This window comes from Sphingomonas albertensis (assembly GCF_014358075.1).
Taxonomy (GTDB): Bacteria; Pseudomonadota; Alphaproteobacteria; order Sphingomonadales; family Sphingomonadaceae; genus Sphingomonas; species Sphingomonas albertensis.
Genome location: NZ_JACONT010000001.1, coordinates 152,120 through 170,606, shown reverse-complemented (window position 1 = coordinate 170,606; position 18,487 = coordinate 152,120). Strand labels below are relative to the sequence as shown.

Sequence of the window (18,487 nt, the reverse complement as noted above, 5' to 3'; positions counted from 1 at the left end):
TTGCGGCATCGGCTGCCGTGACGAGCCTAGGCCGCCGCGTCCCCTCGGGGCGCGGCGGCTTCGTGCATCCCGGATTCTGGCTGGCTGCCTTGTACCTCGCGACCGCATTGGCAGCGGGGCTGTCGCTCGATGGACCTATCGCGACGCTGATCGCCACGATTGTCTTCATCGGCGGGGGCATGCCGCATGGCGCCTACGACATCGCGTTGCTCGCGCGTACCGGCCGCCTCGGACGCCGCGGCCTCGGGCTCGCGGTCGGTGGTTATGTCGGGATCGCGGTCGCGATGGCCGTGATGTGGGTGGCGAGCCCGCTGGTCGCGCTGGTCCTGTTCGTCGCGGTCGCCTCGGTCCATTTCGGCGAGGACTGGACGATGATCGACGAGCCGCTGCTGAAGGTCGCGGCCGGGACCGCGATCATCGCCGCGCCCGCGATCGGCCACCCGGCCGAAGTCGCGCGGTTGTTCGTCGCGATGGTCGGGGGCCCCGGTGGCGAAACGGTCGCGCGGTCGCTGATCGCGGTCGCGCCGGTCGCGCTACTGGTTACGATCGTCGGCATCAGCGACGCCTGGAGGAACGGTGCGCGCGAATGGGCTACGGCGACGGCGGTTGCGATCTTGGGACTGATCATCGCGCCGCCGGTTGCCGGGTTCGCGCTGTTCTTCGTGTTCCTGCACTCACCGCGTCATCTAGCCGATGCGCGGATCACGCTGGGCGGGGTTTCGCAGCGCTGGTGGCTGGCGACGGGGGCGGCGTTGTCGGTGGCGGCGATCGGCGGCTGGGTCCTGTTCGCCAGCAGCCTTGGACGGTCCCTGCCCGCGGACCTGACCGCGCAGGCGTTCCAGTTGCTCGCGACCGTCGCGGTGCCGCATCTGGCGTTTTCGAAATGGATAGAGCGGCGTCTGGCGCAGGGTGATCGCCAGCACTTCCCGGCATCAGGGGCTGGCGAGGATCTGCTCGGCGAGGTGTCGGCCGGATAGCCACGCGCTTTCGATCCGTGGAGCCAGCAGCCAGTCGCCTGCCGCGCCGATCTGCTCGCCGGCGTTCCAGAGCGACCCGAGATCGAGCCCTGCCGTCTTCGCGTAGCGCCAGCGATGGGCGGTGCGGAATATCGGCGTGGGTAGTCCTTCCTCGGCGTGCTCGGCCAGCGCCGTCTGCAACCGATCGACCACGGTGTCGGCGGGCTGCTCCAGATGTTCGTTCGACCAGTCCGGTGTCGCTTGGACGACCCAGGACTCCGGGCCCTGGCGTTCCGGCTTCGCGCTGTTCCGCGCCGCCCAGCCGATGATTCCGGCATCCTTGAGCACGTCGTGCGGGATCGTCAGCGGCGCTTCGAAGGCGAACATCGCCGTCCAACAGGGGGCAGACCGACAGCCCAAGGCTTCGCTTGCCATCGCCGGATCGTGCGGTGCCAGTAACGGCGCGGCCTGTTCCGCGGGCGTTGCGATGACGACGGCGTCAAACAGCGCGCCCGTCGTATCCGGGTCGATCACCCAGCCCTCGGGCGTCCTGTGGACGTCGGTGACGCGAGAATTCCAGCGCACGTCGGTTTGCGCGGCGAGATGCTTAACGATGGCGTTCATGCCGGGCGTGCCGACCCAGGCCTCGGGGCCCGCGACGGGCCAGGGCGCGACGACTCCCGCCGATTTCCACGCGTGCATCGCTGCTACGAAGTCCGGGTCGCGCATCGTCAGATATTGCGCGCCGTGATCGAAGGCTGTCTCGCCTGCGGGGGTGTCGGAGCGCCGCGTCGCCATGCGCCCACCGGCGCCACGACCCTTGTCGAACAGTGTCACCGCACAGCCATCCTGCTGGAGACGCACCGCGCAGGACAGTCCCGCGATACCCGCACCCACGATCGCAACCTTCACGCATGTCTCCAAACAACGATACCGGGACGATCAGATCCCGGTATCGAGTACATATCAATTACGCTGGGCGATCAACCGGTTGGTAGCAGCACCGTGTCGATCGCGTGGATCACGCCGTTGGTGCACGCGATGTCGGCGGTGATTACGCGCGCGCCGTTGACGGTGACACCGTCGGTGCCGTCGACATGCACGGTCGAGCCGCCTGCAGTCGCGGGATCTAGAACCTTGCCGCTCACATCACCGGCCATGACCGCACCCGGCAGGACGTGGAGGAGCAGGATCGCGGTGAGCTTGTCCTTGTTCTCCGGCTTGACGAGGTCGTCGACGGTCCCTGCCGGCAGCGCCGCGAACGCCGCGTCGGTCGGCGCGAAGACGGTAAACGGACCCTCGCCCTTCAGGGTATCGGCAAGGCCTGCCGCGCCGACGGCGGCGACCAGCGTCGTGAACGACCCTGCGGCAACTGCGGTGTCGACGATGTCATGCTTGGTATCGGTCATGGTCTATCCTGAAATCGGAGGCTGATGCCGGTGTCCGGCGCGCGTCCTTCCCATCAAGCCCATGTCGGCGCGATATGACCTTTGGGTCGTATCGTACGCCCCAGCACGTAATCCGAGCCGCTCAGGCGTCGATCACGACCGATAATGGCGCGTGTGTCATCCGCGGCAGGACGTGGCGCGCGAACAGGTCGGCTTCCGCGGCGTGCGGATAGCCGGAGAGGATGAACGCCTCGATCCCCATATCCTGGTACATGGCGAGCTTGGCGAGTACCTGATCGGGATTGCCGACGATCGCCGCGCCGCATCCCGAGCGCGCCCGCCCGATGCCGGTCCACAGATTGTCCTCGGCATAGCCGTCGGCCGATGCGCCTTCACGTAATGCCGCTTGCGCCGCGACACCGGCAGACCCCGAATCGAGCGACTTGGCGCGGATCGCCGCGCCCTGTTCGGCATCGAGCTTCGAGAGCAGACGATCGGCGTACACCCGCGCCTCGTCCTCGGTCTCGCGGACGATGACGTGCGCGCGGTAGCCGAAACGCAGCGTGCGGCCGTGGCGAGCGGCGCGTGCGGTCATGTCGGCGATGATGTCGGCGACCTTCTCGCGGGTGTCGGGCCACATCAGATAGACGTCGCATTCTTTCGCCGCTGCCTCGCGCGCGTCCGGCGACAGTCCACCGAAGTACAGCAACGGCGCCTTGCCCGAGACCGTGCCGATCCGCGGCGGGTCGAGCTTCAGCTTCCAGAACTCACCGTCGTGATCGAGCGGCTCGCCGTTCAGCAGCGTCTTCAGAATCCGCATCAGCTCGACCGTGCGGGCATAGCGCGGGCCGGAGGCGAGCGTCTCGCCGGGGAGGTCGGACGAAATGATGTTGATGTTGAGCCGCCCGCCGAGAATCCGGTCGATCGTCGCGATCTGGCGCGCGAGTTGCGGCGGCCAGCTTTCGCCGACGCGCACCGCCATCAACAGCGCCATCCGACGCAGCATCGGCGCGATCGCCGCGGCGAACGCGGTGGTGTCGAGCCCCAACGCATAGCCGGAGGGGAGCAGGATGTTGTCGTAGCCACCGGTCTCCGCCTGGAGGACGATGTCGCGGCAATGCTCCCACGTCGATTGCAGCCGGGGATCGGGCACGCCGAGAAACTCGTAATCGTCGTCGCACAGCGCCGAGAACCAGCTGACTTCGCAGGATTTGGTCACGGGAGCGCCTCGCCGCGCGCCGCGATCAGCACATCGTACCAGTCCTGCCGGGTCCAGGTGATCGCGAACGCCTGCGCGAGTTCGGCGATCCGCGCCGGGTTCTGCGTGCCGACGATCGGGATCGCGCGCACCGGATGCGCCATGATCCAGCTATACGCGGTCGCCGCCCGGCTCGCGCCCGTCTCGGCTGCCTTGCGATCAAGCGCCGCTGCCACCCCTGCGCTGCGCGCGTCGGCGGGCACACCGAGCCGGCCACCACCGAGCGGCGACCAGGCGAGTACCGCCATGTCGCGCTCCATCGCCTGGTCGAAGAGCCCGTTTTCGAGCGGTTCGAGGTGAAGCGGCGAAAATTCCGGCTGGTGGCTGACGAGCGGGATGGTCAGGAACGATGCCAGCGCCTGGGCCTGCGCGGGCGTGTAGTTCGACACGCCGACCGCGCGCACCTTGCCCGCGGTCACCGCATCCTCGAGCGCGCGCGCCGCTTCCTGCGGATGCGTCAGGATATCCGGGCGATGGATCTGGTAAAGATCGACCTGCTCGACCCCGAGCCGCGTCAGCGAGGCATCGAGCGCCTTCGCCAGATAGGCCGGGCTGGAATCATACGGCAGCGGCGGGAGGATGCCGCCCTTGGTCGATAGGATCATCCGCTCGCGCAGGCCGGGCGCCTCTGCGAAGATCCGGCCGAGCAACACTTCCGCATCGCCGAATCCGCCGGCGCCGTCGAAACCATAGATGTCGGCGGTGTCGAACAGGGTGACGCCCGCCTCGAACGCCGCCTCGATCAACGCGCGTCCTTCGGCGACGCCCACTCCGGCGAACCGCCACATGCCCCAGGCTATCGGGCTGACAAGGATTCCGCTCTTGCCGAGGGGAATGGCTTTGGGTGTAGGATCAAGCTGCGACATCGCTGTCACGAATAGGGGTAATAGGCTTGGTCGAGCAAGTACGTTATGGTTTGGTCGGAACCGGCATGATGGGGGTCGAGCATCTCCAGAACCTCGCGGTCACCCCCGGCGCAGTGGTGACGGCGATCGCCGATCCGGTGAGCGCGTCGCTCGGCTGGGCGCGCGATGCGCTGGGTATGCGCGGCGACGGCGTGCAGGAATTTGCCGATGCGGCAGCGCTCGCGCGCAGCGGGCTGGTCGATGCGGTGATCGTCGCGAGCCCCAACTACACGCACCGCGACGTGCTGGCGCCGCTGTTCGATGCGGACGTGGCGATCCTGTGCGAAAAGCCGCTGGCGACGACGCTGGAGGACGCGCGCTGGGTCGTCGATCGCGCCGCGCAGATGACTCGGCCGTTCTGGACCGCGATGGAATATCGCTACATGCCGCCCGCCGCGGCGTTCATCGACCAGGTGCATGGCGGCCGGATCGGGCGCTTGCGGATGCTGTCGATCCGCGAACACCGCTTCCCGTTCCTGCCCAAGGTCGGCGACTGGAACCGCTTCAGCCGCAGCACCGGCGGGACGATGGTCGAGAAATGCTGCCATTTCTTCGATTTGATGCGGCTGATCGTCCAGTCGGAACCGGTCCGTGTCTATTGCTCGGGCGCGATGGACGTGAACCATGTCGACGAGCGCTATGACGGCGAACGGCCCGACATCATCGACAACAGCTATACGACGGTGGATTTCGCCAACGGCGTCCGTGCCATGCTCGACCTGTCGATGTTCGCGGACGGCGCCGAGAACCAGGAGGAGATCACCGCGGTCGGCGATGCCGCACGGCTCGACGTGCTGATTCCCGAGGGCGCGCTGGTGTTCAGCCCGCGCACCGGGTTCCTTAATCCGAAACAGGTCGAACGGCAGGTGATCGAGGTCGATCGCACCGCGCTCGACGCCGGCAGCCATCACGGCTCGACCTTCTATCAGCACCAGAAGTTCATCGCTGCGGTGCGCGGCGAGATCGACGTCGAGGTTACCGCGCGCGACGGGCTCATGGCGGTCGCGATCGGTACCGCCGCCGAGATCAGCGCCCGCACGAAGCGCGTCGTGGAGATGGCCGAACTCGGGTTTTGAATGAAGCGGTACTTTGCACCCTCCAAGGCGAATTGGTGTATGACAGCGCAGGACACTGTATAACCTACTCGTGAAGTAGGAATTGTGGAGGGGACGCGCATGAAAACGCATTGGTTGCTGACGGGGGTGGCGTTGGCCGCAGGACTGAGCGCACCGGCTTGGGCGCAGGATGCGCAACCGATCCAGGCCACGCCGGACACACCGACCGACCAAACCGCCACCAGCCCGCCCGATGCGTCCGTGCCGGGCGAGATCGTCGTGACCGCGCAGAAGCGCTCGGAGCGTCTTCAGGATGTGCCGGTCGCAGTCTCCGTGATCTCGGGCGCGCAGATCGCCGCGCAGGGGGCGGTGAACCTCGAGGGCGCGCAGTATCTCGTCCCGACGCTCAACTTTCGCAAATCGGGCACGACGATCAACCAGTCGCTGTTCCTGCGCGGGGTCGGCACCTCGACCTTCTCGGTCGCAGGCGAGCCCTCGATCTCCACGGTCGTTGACGGCGTCGTCTACAGCCGCGCGGGCGAAGCGTTCAGCGACCTGATCGACATCGACCGGATCGAAGTCCTGCGCGGTCCGCAGGGCACATTGTTCGGCAAGAACACGAGCGCGGGCGTCATCAACATCGTCACCCAGCGTCCCGGCAACGTGCTCGCCGGCTCGGTCGAGGGCTCGGTCTTCACCGGCAACGGCAACGGCAACGAGTATCGCACCCGCGCCGCGCTCGACATTCCGGTGAGCGAGACGATCAAGAGCCGCTTCACCGGGTTCTACGGCAATTACGCGGGCAATATCCGCAACGTCGCGCACGATAACCGGCGCGTGAACGGGTATGAGCATTACGGCTTCCGCGGCATGGTCGTCGCCGACGCGACGCCCGACCTGACCTTCACGCTGATCGGCGACTATCGGCGGAGCAACGACGATTGCTGCGCCGAGGTCATCGGCACCACGCCGACCACGGGCCTCACCGCCAGCGTCCTGCCCGACCGCAACGGCAACAAGTCACGCACCGTCAACCAGGACCTGATCACGCATACCGACGAGAAGAGCTGGGGCGTTTCGCTGCAAGCCGACGCCACGCTCGGCACGCAGACGGTGACGTACATCGGCTCGTACCGCGAATACGACAATACCGAGATCCGCGACGGCGACTGGCTGCCGACCGCGTATGTCGGTGCCAACCAGCTCCATGATTTCGGACCGCAGGTCAGCAACACCTTCACGCAGGAAGTCCGGATCGCGTCGCCGTCGAACCAGTTCTTCAGCTATGTGGTCGGCGCATTCTACTCGCGCGCGGAAACCGAACGGACGTTCCGCCGCGACGACGTCGTCTGCACCGCCACGCCGACGCCGACCGTGCTCACCCCCTGCTCGACCGCGGGGACGGCGGTGACCCGGCCGACCGGCACCGCGGTGTTCGGCTCGACCTTCAAGAACCTCGCATTCTTCGGCCAGGGCGTCTTCAACCTCACCGACCGGTTCCGCGCAATCGGCGGTGTCCGCTATACCAGCGACCAGCTCGACGTATTCCACAGCCGCGTCACCACGCTTGCGGGGCCGGGCATCAACCCGAGCTTCGGGCCGTTCGCGGGCAAGACCACCAACACCAACTGGTCGGGCAAGGGCGGGCTGCAATTCGACCTGGCACCGCAATCGACCGCCTACGCGACCTATTCGCGCGGCTATAAAGGGCCGGCGTTCAACATCTTCTACAATCTCGGCGCGACCGGCACCAATGTTATCGATCCGGAGACCGCCGACAGCTATGAAATCGGCCTGAAGAACACGCTGTTCGGGGGCAAGCTGGTGATCAACCTCGCCGCCTATTACGCCAAATACCACAACTTCCAGGCGAACAACCCCGACGTGGTCGCGGGCGTGCTCGTCACCCGCTTCACCAACGCGGGCGACATCTCGACCCGCGGCGGCGAGCTCGACCTGCTCTATCGTCCGGTCCGCGATCTCAACATCTCGGGCGGGCTCGCCTATACCGACGCGCATGTCGACCAGTTCAAGATCCCGACCAACGGCTCGACCACCGGCGTCGTGCCCGCAGGCACGCAACTCGGCTACGCGCCGCGGTGGAAGGGATCGCTCGGCGGCGACTACCGCATCCGCACCGGCGGCAGCATCGACTTCACGGTCGGCGCGCAAGGCTCATACCAGTCCAGCCAGATCTCGCAGTTCGACGCGAGCGCCGCGATCCGCGACGCGACCACGATCAAGGCATACGGCCTGCTTGATCTCTCGGCGGGCATCATCGACGCAAAGGATGCCTTCAGGGTCGTGCTCCAGATTAAGAACGTGCTCGACACCAGCTTCGCCTCGGCGATCACCAGCGGCGGGCCCGGTGGGGCCTATCGCTACATCATCCCGCGCGAGGCGGATCGCTACGCCGGCATCACCGCAAGGCTGAACTTTTGACGGATACGGTACAGACCTCCCCGACCCCCTCGCTCGCCCATTCCAAGGCGCGCTGGGGGGTCGTGGCGCTCGTGTTCTTCGCGATCATGCTGAACTATGTCGATCGGCAGATCCTGGCGTTGCTGAAGCCAACGCTTGAGCAGGAGTTTGCGTGGTCCGATCAGGATTACGGCAACATGGCGTCGGCGTTCCAGTTCGCCGCCGCGGTCGCGTTTCTGGGGACCGGCTGGTTCATCGACCGGGTCGGTCTCCGGATCGGCTTTGCGGCCGGGGTCTTCGTATGGAGCCTCGCCGGCATGGCACACGCGTTCGTGTCCGGCGTAAGCGGGTTCATCGGCGCGCGCGTCGTGCTCGGCGCGGCGGAGTCGATCGGCACCCCCGCGGCGGTGAAATCCGCTGCGACCTATTTCGGCCCCAAGGACCGTTCGATCGCGCTGGGCATCGGCAATACCGCGCCCAATGTCGGTGCGGTCATAACCCCGCTCGTCATCCCGGCGCTCGCGATCGCGTTCGGCTGGCGCGCGGCGTTCCTCGTCGCTGGCGGCCTGGGGCTGGTCTGGGTCGCCGCGTGGTTCGCGTTCAAGATGCCCGCCGCGATCGCCGAAACCGGTGGCCCCGCGCCGATCCGCTGGATCGACCTGTTCAAGGATCGCCGGACGCTCGCCATCGCAGTCGCCAAAGTGCTGTCGGATCAGGTCTGGTTCTTCATGCTTTCATGGCTGCCCGATCTGTTCCACCGGCTGTTCGGACTGCCGCAGGGTCAGGTCGGGCTCCCCGTCGCGCTCGTCTATGCGCTCGCGGCGTGCGGCGCGCTGACCGGCGGCTGGTTGCCGACGCGGTTGATGGCGCGCGGCTGGAGCCTCGACCGTGCGCGGAAATCTACGCTACTCCTATATGCGCTGCTCATCCTGCCGGTGCCGATCGTGCTGTCGCTGCAAAGCCCGTGGACCGCGGCGCTGGTGCTCGGCCTCGGGCTGTTCGCGCATCAGGGGTTCTCGACCAACGTCTTTGCGCTGACCACCGACGTCATGCCCGCGCGGTCGGTCGGGTCGACGATCGGGATCGCGGCGTTCTGTGGCAACATGGGATCGATCGGCATGATCCAGCTGTCCGCCTGGTCGCTCGGCCACGGCTTCGGCTATGCGCCGATGCTGGCGATCTGCGCGTGCAGCTATTTGCTGGCGCTGGGGTTCATCCAGTTGCTCATCCCGCGGATCGAACCGGCCCGGTAGAGTCGCGGCGGATCAGTTCGAACGGCACTTCGATCCGCTTCACGGCGAACTCCGCGGCGAGCAGCAGATCCGCCGCCTTATAACCGAGCGTCCGCGTGGGCTGGCGGATCGTCGTCAGCGCGGGCCAAACGAACCGCGAGATCGCGTCGTCGCCAAAGCCGGCGATCGACAGGTCGGTGGGTACCGACAGCCCGCGGCGGTGCGCGACGCTGAGCACGCCTGCCGCCATGTCGTCGTTCGAGGCGAAGATCGCGGTGGGCGGCAGGCGGAGCGCCAACAGCGCCTCGGCCGCGTCGGCGCCGGATGCGAAGTCATAGTCGCCGGGCCGTACCAGGACGGGATCGAACGCGATCTCGGCTTCGTCGAGCGCGGCGCGATATCCGGCAAGTCGCTGCACGCTGGTCGCATAGCTCGCATGCCCCGAGACGAAGCCGATGCGGCGGTGGCCGAGTGCCAGCAGATGCCGCGTCATCACGGTCGCAGCACCGATATTGTCGATGAACACCGATGCGGTGAGATCTAGGTCGGTCCCCGGCGAGACGCGGACGAACCGCACGTTCCGACGCGCCATGAGCGCCAATATTTCGGGGTAATCGGTCGCCGGCGGCGTCAGGATCAGTCCATCGACGCCCGATCCGTCGATCAGGCTCTCGATGTCGTCGATCAGCCGGTCGGAGTCGTGGTCATAGGGCTGCGCGATCATCCGCACGCCATCGACCAGACAGCGATCACGGATGCCGGACTGCATTTCATACACGTAATAGGGGCTGGGATTGTCGCACGCGAGCGCGATCTGGAAGCTGCGATGCCCCGCCAGCGTCCGCGCGGCCATGTTCGGCCGGTATTTGAGCGTCGCGAACGCCGCCGTCACCCGCGCACGCGTCGCCTCCGAGACGCGAGGCTCGTTGTTGAGCACGCGTGAGACCGTCTTGATCGAAACGCCGGCAAGCCGCGACACGTCGTTGATAGTTGGCCGCACGCTGCCCTCCCCTTGCGCGTCTTGGATGGAGACATATCGCAACAGCGTCAAAGCAAACTGGTTCGAGCCCGGCGAGGTTGGCAATTAGTTGCTGGATCGGTGCATGGACGACACAGCCGACGGGCTTCGATCGGGCGAACGAACCTGTCGAAACCGAATGCCGACAAATAAAATCGTTTTTGGTAATTGGATGAAACCGTTAAGGTTTTGATCCTATAATGATCGCGCAAGGAGTACCGCGTGCGCGACTATCAGGAAGAAGCCCGGCTTGACGCTCTGTACCAGCTCAAGCTGCTCAACACCTCGCCAACCGAGAGCTTCGACCGGATCACCCGGATGGCGAGCCAGATCTTCGGTCTGCCGGTTGCCGCGGTTTCCCTGACCGATCACGACCGGCAATGGTTCAAATCCCGGGTTGGCGTGGATCATACCAGCATTCCCCGCGACCGGGCGCCCTGTGCCCAGGTCACCGCATCGAGCGCATTGCTGGTAATCGAAGACCTTCACGCCGATCCCTATTACGCCGAAAGCGTGTTGGGTCGCGCGGGAACCAGATTTTATGCGGGAGCGCCGCTGATCACCAGCGACGGCTACGGCCTGGGCGCGCTGTGCGTCCTGGGAACCGAACCCAGACAGGCAACGCCAAGGGAGTTGGCCGCGCTCGTCGATCTCGCCGCGATGGTGATGGCCCAGATCGAGTTGCAGCACGCGTTCGGACACGTGGATCCGGTTAGCGGCCTGCCAACGCGCACGCAGTTCCGCGACGATCTGATCGATCTGGCACGGGATCATCCGGGCGAACAGCGGCTTGCCGTGGTGGTCGATCTGGCGCGCGACGATCAGATCAGCAGGATCACGCGGGTTCTCGGCGGCGCCCGCGTCGACGAGATGATCCGCGAAGCCACCCGGTCGCTGCTCAAGGTGCTTAAACCCACGCGCTCGGCCTATCATGTCGGCCCGGCGCAACTCGCGTTTCTGTCGCCACCGGGCATCGAACAGGTCGCCTATCTGCAGGCGCTTCAATTGGAGTTCGAGCGGATCCGGGCGTCGTCCTCGGTCCGGTTCGTCACCAACGTCGCGATCGGCGTACGTCCGTTCGTTCTCGGGGAGATGCCGGCCGACGACGTGTTGCGCGGTGCTGCCAGCGCGGCGCAGGACGCGCGAGGCGCGGACGGCGCCATCGCGCTATATTCGTCGTCGAGCGATACCGCGCACCAGCGGCAATACGGCCTGCTCCGCGACTTCGGCACGGCGCTGGAGATGACCGACCAACTTCGCCTCGTCTATCAGCCGCGGATCGACCTGACGACCGGCAGGTGTGTCGGCGCCGAGGCGCTACTGCGGTGGCGACATCCAAGGCTGGGCGACGTTTCCCCGGCCGAGTTCATTCCGCTTATCGAACAGACCTCGCTGGCGCGACAGACGACGCAATGGGTGGTCGACGCGGCGATGGAGCAGCTTGCCGACTGGGGAGGAACGGGCGCCGCGGTCGCGCTGTCGGTGAACATTTCCGCCGCCAATCTCGGCGAGGCGGATTTCGTCCAGCGTATTCAGTTCGGCCTGCTGAAGCGCGGTTTACGCCCCGACCAGCTGGAGATCGAGCTTACCGAGAGCGCGATCATGGAGCAGCCGGAAAAGGCCATGGCTGTGCTGCGCGAGTTGGATGCGGCGGGGATCCGCCTTGCGATCGACGATTTCGGGACGGGCCATAGCAGCCTGGCCTATCTCCAGCAGCTGCCGGCCCGGGTCCTCAAGATCGATCAGGCGTTTATCCGCAATCTCACCGAACCTAGCGGGCCCGACTTCGTGCTCGTCGAGACGATGATCGGTCTCGCTCACCGGCTTGGCTATCTGGTGGTCGCGGAGGGGATCGAGACGGCCGAAGCCGCTGCCATCTTGACGGAATTGCAGTGCGAGGAGGCGCAAGGCTTCTGGTTCGCACGGCCGATGGAAGCCGAGCAGTTCGCCGAATGGCTGGAGGAGCGTCAGGGTACGCCCTCGCTGTTGGTCGCCTAGGACGCCTCGCGCAAGGCCGAGGTGACGGGCCGGGACGATCCGCGGTGCGCGGCTCGATAAAGACTCCAGCGTCAAACCGCCCTCCCCCGGCTTTCCTGATTGACGCAGTGCAGCATAAAACCTACCTGCCCGCGCTCAGGACGCTAAGCCCTACCAGGCGCAGCTTTAGCTCAGCGCTGGAGGCGCCGCGTGACAATGACCATGACTTTCGCCGATCTCTCGCTCGCGCCCACCCTGCTGCAGGCGCTCGCCGAAGAGGGCTATACCCACCCGACGCCGATCCAGGCGCAGTCGATCCCGATGCTGTTGGGGGGTCGTGACATGCTCGGCATGGCGCAGACCGGTACCGGCAAGACCGCGGCGTTCGCGCTGCCGCTGCTCCACCGCCTTGCCGCCAACCCTCGCCCGGCGCCGAAGGGTGGCGCGCGCGTGTTGGTGCTCGCGCCGACGCGCGAACTCGTCTCGCAGATCGCCGCCGGCTTCGAGAGCTTCGGCCGGCACATCAAGCCGAGCGTGATGACGATCTTCGGTGGCGTCAGCCAGTTCCACCAGGTCAAGGCGCTCGAGGCCGGTGTCGACATCATCGTCGCCGCGCCGGGCCGCCTGCTCGATCTGGTCGAGCAGGGCCTTTGCGACCTGTCGCAGCTCGAAGCGCTGGTGCTCGACGAGGCCGACCAGATGCTCGACATGGGCTTTGCCAAGCCGATCGAGCGGATCGTTGCGACGCTGCCGGCGGATCGCCACACGCTGCTGTTCTCGGCGACGATGCCGAAGTCGATCGCCGCGCTGGCCGAGAGCCTGTTGCGCGATCCGGCCAAGGTCGAGATCGCACCGCCCTCGACCACGGTCGACCGGATCGACCAGTCGGTGATGTTCCTCGACGCGGCCGACAAGAAGGCGGCGCTGCTGGCGTTGTTGCAGACGCCGAATATGGGCCAGGCGGTCGTCTTCACGCTCCAGAAGAACATCGCGAACGACGTGTGTGCGTTCATCGGCGAGGCAGGCATCACCGCAGAAGCGCTGCACGGCAACAAGTCGCAGGGTCAGCGCGAGCGTGCGCTCGACGCGTTCCGTGCCGGCACCGTGCAGGTGCTCGTTGCGACCGACATTGCCGCGCGCGGGATCGACGTCGACACGGTGACGCACGTATTCAACCATGACCTGCCAAGCCTGCCGGAAAGCTATGTCCACCGCATCGGCCGTACCGGTCGTGCCGGGCGCAGCGGCTTCGCGATCACCTTGTGCGATGCCGAGCAGCGCGCGTGGCTGCACGATGTCGAGCGCGAGATCGGGCGCACCCTGACCGTGCAGGACGACCACGAATGGCATTGCGAAATCGCGCGTCACTCGACCAAGCGCGCGCCGGTGCTGGGCGGCGGCCCGGTCAAGCAGATCAAGCCTGCCAAGCCCGCGCGCGAGCGCAAGGTGTGGACCGAGGAAGAGAAGCTCGCCGCGCGGATGGCCGCCAAGGCTGCCTGACGGAACGATACGAGACACGGGGGGACGGCGTCGGGCTTGGGGTGCGGATCGGCAGATCGCACCTTGCTCGGTGCGTTCATCGCAAACGGTAACGCGCCACCGATCCGAACACCGCCAGTTGCACGACCAGGATCGCGACCGCACCACGGACCTCGCCCAGTGACGCGCCCATCTGGTTGAGCGGCACGAAGATGTGCGTCGCCGGGGTGACGGGGATCATCCAGGCGATGACCTGGACCCAGCCGGGCATCGCGAACAGCGGCCACGCGAACCCCGACAGGAACACGAACGGGATCGACGTCGGGATGAGCAGTTTCAGCGCATCGTCGCCGCTCCTCACCATGCTGCCGATCGTCAGTGCGAGTGCGGACACGGTCGCGGCGAACAGCGGCCCGGTCAGGAGCAGCGCGGGGATGTTGCCGCCGTGCGGAATGTCCTGCAGCCAGTAGATCAGGCCGAAGTAGAACAGCGCGCCGAGCGTGCCGATCGTCGTGCACGCAGCCCATACGCCGAGGAACATTCCGCGCTGCCACCGGCCGTTGCGGCGCCGCTCGGCTATCAGACGCGCGACCGAGAACAACAGCGTCTGTTGCAGAATGATGTTGGCCACCGCGGGGAAGATATAGTCGCGATACCCCTCGGTCGTGTTGAACAGCGGACGGGTGACGACCGGTGTGACCGGCACTGCGACCGATTCCGCGAGCCCCGACAGCCGACCTTCGAGCGTCGCACCGATCGCCGCGCCGACGGTCTTTCCGACCGCCTCCGCGCGGAGCAGATAGGCGCCGTTGAGCCAGACCGCGATGCCGCCGCCGGGTCGCCCTTCGATCACCGCCGAACCCAGATCGTGCGGGATCAGCAGGATGCCCTCGGCTTGCCGGTTGCGGACAAGCGCTCGTGCCGCGACCATGTCGGATACGTTGGCGGCGATCACCACCTCGTGCGCGGCGCCGAGGTTGCGAACGATGGCGCGTGAGACGGCACTGCGATCCGCGTCGACGACGACGATCGGCAGGCGCTCGACGACCTGATGCGCATAGGGTGCCGGGTAGTAGAAGGCGTAGAACAGCACCGAGATCACGGCGACCGCGACCAGATCGCGCGTCCGCAGGATTTCGAGCAGCGCGCCTTCGAAGGCTTGGCGGAAACTCATGCCGAGTTGCGCGCCCGCCGCCGCAGCAGCAGCGCCGCGCCGCCGCCCGCGACCAAAGCCGACAGCATCAGGATCGCCGCCTGCTTCGCCCATATCACGGTGTCCACGCCGATCGTCTGGTGCATCTCGAGCGTGACAAAATGGGTGAGCGGCAGGATCGCGCTCCAGATCCGCGCGACCGCGATGCCGCCGGTGATCGGCAGCGACGCGCCCGAATAGGCGAGCGCGGACCCCGCATAGATCACGCTCGCGGACAGGCTGGTGGCGACCTCGCCGGTCAGCGCGATGAGCAACGTCGAGATCGCCGCGGTCGCGACGAACAGCAACAGCCCGCCGATCGCGACGAGTCCGATCGCGCCGGTAAAGGCGAAGCCCTGCCCCAGCGTCAGCCACAACAGCCACAGGCATAGCCAGAGCGTACCGATCACGACATGCGGCAACAACCGGCCCGCCGCCGCCATCGCAGGGGCACCGACCCGAACCGCCCAGGGCGCCATCGACCCGTCGACCACTTCGCGCCCGAGCGATGCGGCGCACGTCACGGCGATCAGCAGATGCAGGATCGCGGGACCGATCAGCAGGCCGAGATACCATTCGAGACTGGCGGACGGATTGCCCAGCAGCGTCACCTGTACGCCCGGCAGCGGCACCCTGAGCAACGCGATCCCGCCGACGCCGGCGTTTGTGGGTACCTGCCTCGCCAGGTCCGCGGTGATCGTCGCCTGGAGCAGCGCAGAGGTCAGCGCGCCGGTCGACAGAAACGCGGTCTGGTAGAAGATCTCGATCGTGCGCGGGGTCGCCGCCGTCCGCGCCCCGCCCAGACCGGATGGAAGCACGACCACCGCGATCGCCCGTTCGCGCCGGATCGCGGAAAACCCCTCCGACAGGCTGGATACGTCATCGACGATCGTCAGCGCATCGACCGCGCCGATCGCGCGGACGATCGACCGGGAGGCGACGCTGCGATCCTGGTCGACGATCACCACGCCGAGGCCACGCGGCGAGCCCCGCGACAGCATCCCGCCCATCACGACGAGGCAGATCAGCGGCACCAGCGTCAGCAGTGCGAGATCGAACCGATCGCGCCAGAGATGCGCGAGCTCCTCGGCCAGCGCCCGCCGGAACGCGCTCATCGCGGCCAGTCGAACAGCACGCTCATGCCCGGACGCAGCGCCGCGACCCGTTCGACGGGCCGCAGCTGGACCGCAAACGCGCGGACGTCGTAGCCGCTCGACTGCCGCGTCGCGCGGACCGTCGCGAACGCGGCTTCGGGCGCGATATACGTGATACGGAACCGGACGTCGCGACCGAGCGCCGGGACGTGGCCGACCAGGATGCCGCCCGGACGGACGCCCGCATATTGGCTCTCGCGCACCGTGATCTCGACGTGCGGATGGTCGATGTCGATCACTTGATAGGCAGGCAGCACAGGACTGACGATCTCACCCGGCTGGAGCAATTTGCGTGAGATTTCACCGTCGATCGGCGACACCAGCCGTGTCTCGGTCATCAGCGATCGTGCCGTCGACAACCCCGCCTGCGCGATCCGAACCTGTGCCGCCGAAGCCTGCTTGTCCTCGCGACGGGGCCCGGCCAGCGCCTTCTCATATTGCAGCCGTGCGGCCTCGGCCGACATCCGGCTGCTGTCGCGCGCCGCATGCGCCTCGTCACGTCGCTGCGCCGCGATGACCCCCTCGGCGTACAGCGTGTCCGCGCGGCGGCTCGACGTCGCGCCGAGATCCGCCGCGGCCTGCGCCGACTGCCAGATCGCGCGGAGCGAGCCGACATCCTCGCTGCGCGCGCCGGCCTGTGCCACCGCATCGAGCGCCCGCGCGGTATCGAGCGCGCCCTGCGCCTGACGCTCGGCATTGCCAAGCTCCGGGCTCGACAGCGTCGCGAGCACCTGTCCCGCTTTCACCCGCGCGCCCTCGTCGACGAGCAACCGGTCCACGCGGGCCAGCGCCTTGGTCGCGACGTTAACGCTGTCCGCCTCGACCATGCCCTGGATCTGCTCGGGTCCTGGACGGCTCGCGAGCCACAAGCCGATGCCCACAGTCGCGACCACAACGATCAGGCCGACATAGAGCAGCACGCGCGCACGGCGGGTCGGCGGGGCGGTGGGGTCGCTCATCGGTCGGTTCCGTAGGTGAGGCGCTGGTCGGCCTGCGCGAGATGCGCACCGAACGCGTCTAGCCGGCTGGCCGAAGCGAGCAGCCCGGCGAGCGCTAGGTCGTATTCATAGGCGACGGCGATGCGTTGTGCCTCGGCGGTATCGAGCGCAGCCTGCGCGGCGATCACCGGCGTCGCGGTCCCCTCGCCTTCGCGGAACGCCACCGCCTGCACGCGGACATTCTCGCGCGCCGCGACCATGCTGCTGTCGAGCAGGACGAACGAGCGGCGGGCGCCCTCGACGAGATTGTACGCGCGGATCGTCGCGCTGGTGGCGATCCTGCGTGCCTCGGCCGCGGTATCCGCGGCGGCGGCGGCCTGCGAGCGCGCTGCGTCCTCGGTGCGCCGGCGGTCGATGTTCGAGAGGATGGTGTAGCGAACGCCGACGCCGGCGATCCAGTCCGGCTCGATCGGCAGCGCGTTGGAGCGGTTGAAGTTATATTCACCGAACGCATAGGCCTGCGGCAGGCGGCGCGACCGGGCCAGCGCGACGCCGGCGTCGGCGATCTGCCGCCCGGCATCCGCTGTCCGTGCCTCCGGTGCCGTGCCCTCGCTGCCCAGATAGGTCTCGACCGGCGCCAGCGGACGCGTCTGCACGAACAACGCGGTCGTCGGCACCACGTTGCCCTCGACCTCGAGCAGCCGCGCGAGTTCGTCGCGCGCGGTCGCGTTGGACAGGTCGGCACGCTGATAGGTGCGCTCGGCAGTATCGCGCGCAACCTGCACCTCCAGCGTCCGGGCACGCGAAATGACCCCCGCCGCCTCCAGCTTGCGCGAATCCGACAGGATCTTGTCGAGCGCATCGCGGCTGCGGCGGGCGGCTTCGAGCAGCCCGGCTGCCGCCTGCTGCCCGAAATAGGCGCGGATCAGGTTGATCCGCGCCAGATCGATCACCTGCGCGCGGCGTCCCTCGGCCATCGCGACGCCGCCTTGCGCCGCACGCTGGATCGCCGGGATCGCGCCGCCGGTATAGAGCGGCATCGCCGCCTGTACGGTCGGCCGGAACACCTCGTCGCGGAAGCGGTAGCTGAGCTGGTCGGGGATCGCATCGAACAGACCCGGCAGCGCCTGCGACAACCGCCCGGTGATCTCGCCTGCGATCTGCCGAAACGCCGGGGGCACGCTACCGGGAAATGCCGCGAGGAAATCCTGGGTGTGGCCCAGCGCATTGCCCTTGGCCCCCGCGAGATCGACCGACAGCGTCTTCTCGTAGACGAGATACTGCGCCGACGCGGTGACGATCGGTCGGTGCAGCGTGCGCATCGCGTCCGCCCCCGCCTTCGCCGCATCGACACCGTGATCGGCGGCACTCAGCGCGCGCGACGTCCGATCCAACCGCATCTGCGCCGCGTCGAAGCTGAGCGCCGTCTGCGCCTCGGCAGTCGACGAAAGGCACGCCGTCAGCGCGACCGCCATCGACCAGTGCCACTTTCCCCCCACCCGTATCGCCCTCGA

Annotated in this window: 15 protein-coding genes; 6 read left to right on the top strand and 9 right to left on the bottom strand. The window is 67.2% G+C overall.

Translation table 11 applies throughout. From position 1 onward, the window contains the following. Nucleotides 1-17: 17 nt before the first annotated feature. Nucleotides 18-977, top strand: a complete 960-nt coding sequence (locus H8S47_RS00740) for a Brp/Blh family beta-carotene 15,15'-dioxygenase (RefSeq protein ID WP_328805373.1) — start codon at nt 18-20, stop codon at nt 975-977. Here H8S47_RS00740 and H8S47_RS00735 read toward each other — a convergent pair. The 4 genes from H8S47_RS00735 to H8S47_RS00720 all read right to left on the bottom strand — a co-directional run bounded on the left by H8S47_RS00735 (nt 933) and on the right by H8S47_RS00720 (nt 4,468). Next, entirely contained in the window at nt 933-1,868 is a 936-nt protein-coding gene (locus H8S47_RS00735) for an NAD(P)/FAD-dependent oxidoreductase (RefSeq protein ID WP_187502011.1), read from the bottom strand. The two genes, H8S47_RS00740 and H8S47_RS00735, sit on opposite strands and share 45 nt — an antisense overlap. Before the next feature lie 71 nt (nt 1,869-1,939). Next, nucleotides 1,940-2,365 carry a fasciclin domain-containing protein gene (locus tag H8S47_RS00730; RefSeq protein WP_187502010.1) on the bottom strand — a complete coding sequence of 142 codons (426 nt, stop codon included), beginning with the start codon at nt 2,363-2,365 and terminating at the stop codon, nt 1,940-1,942. A 121-nt stretch (nt 2,366-2,486) separates the two neighbouring features. Further along, nucleotides 2,487-3,563 (bottom strand): LLM class flavin-dependent oxidoreductase, encoded by a 1,077-nt coding sequence (locus H8S47_RS00725; protein WP_187502009.1) that lies wholly within the window; start codon nt 3,561-3,563, stop codon nt 2,487-2,489. Further along, on the bottom strand, nt 3,560-4,468 hold the full coding sequence (locus tag H8S47_RS00720; protein ID WP_187502008.1) for an aldo/keto reductase: 909 nt from the start codon (nt 4,466-4,468) through the stop codon (nt 3,560-3,562). Before H8S47_RS00720 ends, H8S47_RS00725 begins: the two co-directional genes overlap by 4 nt. A gap of 26 nt (nt 4,469-4,494) precedes the next feature. Here H8S47_RS00720 and H8S47_RS00715 point away from each other — a divergent pair, with 26 nt between their 5' ends. The 3 genes from H8S47_RS00715 (at nt 4,495) to H8S47_RS00705 (ending at nt 9,236) form a co-directional block, all read left to right on the top strand. After that, on the top strand, nt 4,495-5,583 hold the full coding sequence (locus H8S47_RS00715) for a Gfo/Idh/MocA family protein (protein ID WP_187502007.1): 1,089 nt from the start codon (nt 4,495-4,497) through the stop codon (nt 5,581-5,583). A 99-nt stretch (nt 5,584-5,682) separates the two neighbouring features. After that, nucleotides 5,683-8,004, top strand: a complete 2,322-nt coding sequence (locus H8S47_RS00710; RefSeq protein WP_187502006.1) for a TonB-dependent receptor — start codon at nt 5,683-5,685, stop codon at nt 8,002-8,004. 86 nt (nt 8,005-8,090) lie between these two features. Continuing rightward, nucleotides 8,091-9,236: an MFS transporter gene (locus tag H8S47_RS00705; RefSeq protein ID WP_187502125.1), complete on the top strand. Its 1,146-nt coding sequence runs from the start codon at nt 8,091-8,093 to the stop codon at nt 9,234-9,236. Here H8S47_RS00705 and H8S47_RS00700 read toward each other — a convergent pair. Then, a complete protein-coding gene (locus tag H8S47_RS00700) occupies nt 9,208-10,215 on the bottom strand; it encodes a LacI family DNA-binding transcriptional regulator (RefSeq protein WP_187502005.1) in 1,008 nt (335 codons plus the stop codon). The genes H8S47_RS00705 and H8S47_RS00700 overlap by 29 nt on opposite strands. Nucleotides 10,216-10,455: 240 nt before the next feature. Here H8S47_RS00700 and H8S47_RS00695 point away from each other — a divergent pair, with 240 nt between their 5' ends. Continuing rightward, entirely contained in the window at nt 10,456-12,231 is a 1,776-nt protein-coding gene (locus tag H8S47_RS00695; protein ID WP_187502004.1) for a putative bifunctional diguanylate cyclase/phosphodiesterase, read from the top strand. Between the two features lie 195 nt (nt 12,232-12,426). Beyond that, nucleotides 12,427-13,710 carry a DEAD/DEAH box helicase gene (locus H8S47_RS00690; RefSeq protein ID WP_187502003.1) on the top strand — a complete coding sequence of 428 codons (1,284 nt, stop codon included), beginning with the start codon at nt 12,427-12,429 and terminating at the stop codon, nt 13,708-13,710. A 76-nt stretch (nt 13,711-13,786) separates the two neighbouring features. Here H8S47_RS00690 and H8S47_RS00685 read toward each other — a convergent pair whose 3' ends face one another. From H8S47_RS00685 to H8S47_RS00670, 4 genes are read right to left on the bottom strand one after another with little or no spacing between them, the layout of a single operon-like run. Further along, nucleotides 13,787-14,956 carry an ABC transporter permease gene (locus H8S47_RS00685; protein ID WP_235982517.1) on the bottom strand — a complete coding sequence of 390 codons (1,170 nt, stop codon included), beginning with the start codon at nt 14,954-14,956 and terminating at the stop codon, nt 13,787-13,789. After that, the gene (locus H8S47_RS00680) at nt 14,860-15,996 is read right to left on the bottom strand and encodes an ABC transporter permease (protein ID WP_187502002.1); all 1,137 of its coding nucleotides are present in this window, start codon (nt 15,994-15,996) and stop codon (nt 14,860-14,862) included. The genes H8S47_RS00685 and H8S47_RS00680 overlap by 97 nt, the downstream gene beginning before the upstream one ends. Next, the gene (locus tag H8S47_RS00675; RefSeq protein WP_187502001.1) at nt 15,993-16,994 is read right to left on the bottom strand and encodes an HlyD family secretion protein; all 1,002 of its coding nucleotides are present in this window, start codon (nt 16,992-16,994) and stop codon (nt 15,993-15,995) included. Before H8S47_RS00675 ends, H8S47_RS00680 begins: the two co-directional genes overlap by 4 nt. Continuing rightward, nucleotides 16,991-18,448: a TolC family protein gene (locus tag H8S47_RS00670; RefSeq protein ID WP_235982516.1), complete on the bottom strand. Its 1,458-nt coding sequence runs from the start codon at nt 18,446-18,448 to the stop codon at nt 16,991-16,993. Before H8S47_RS00670 ends, H8S47_RS00675 begins: the two co-directional genes overlap by 4 nt. Nucleotides 18,449-18,487: the final 39 nt, after the last annotated feature.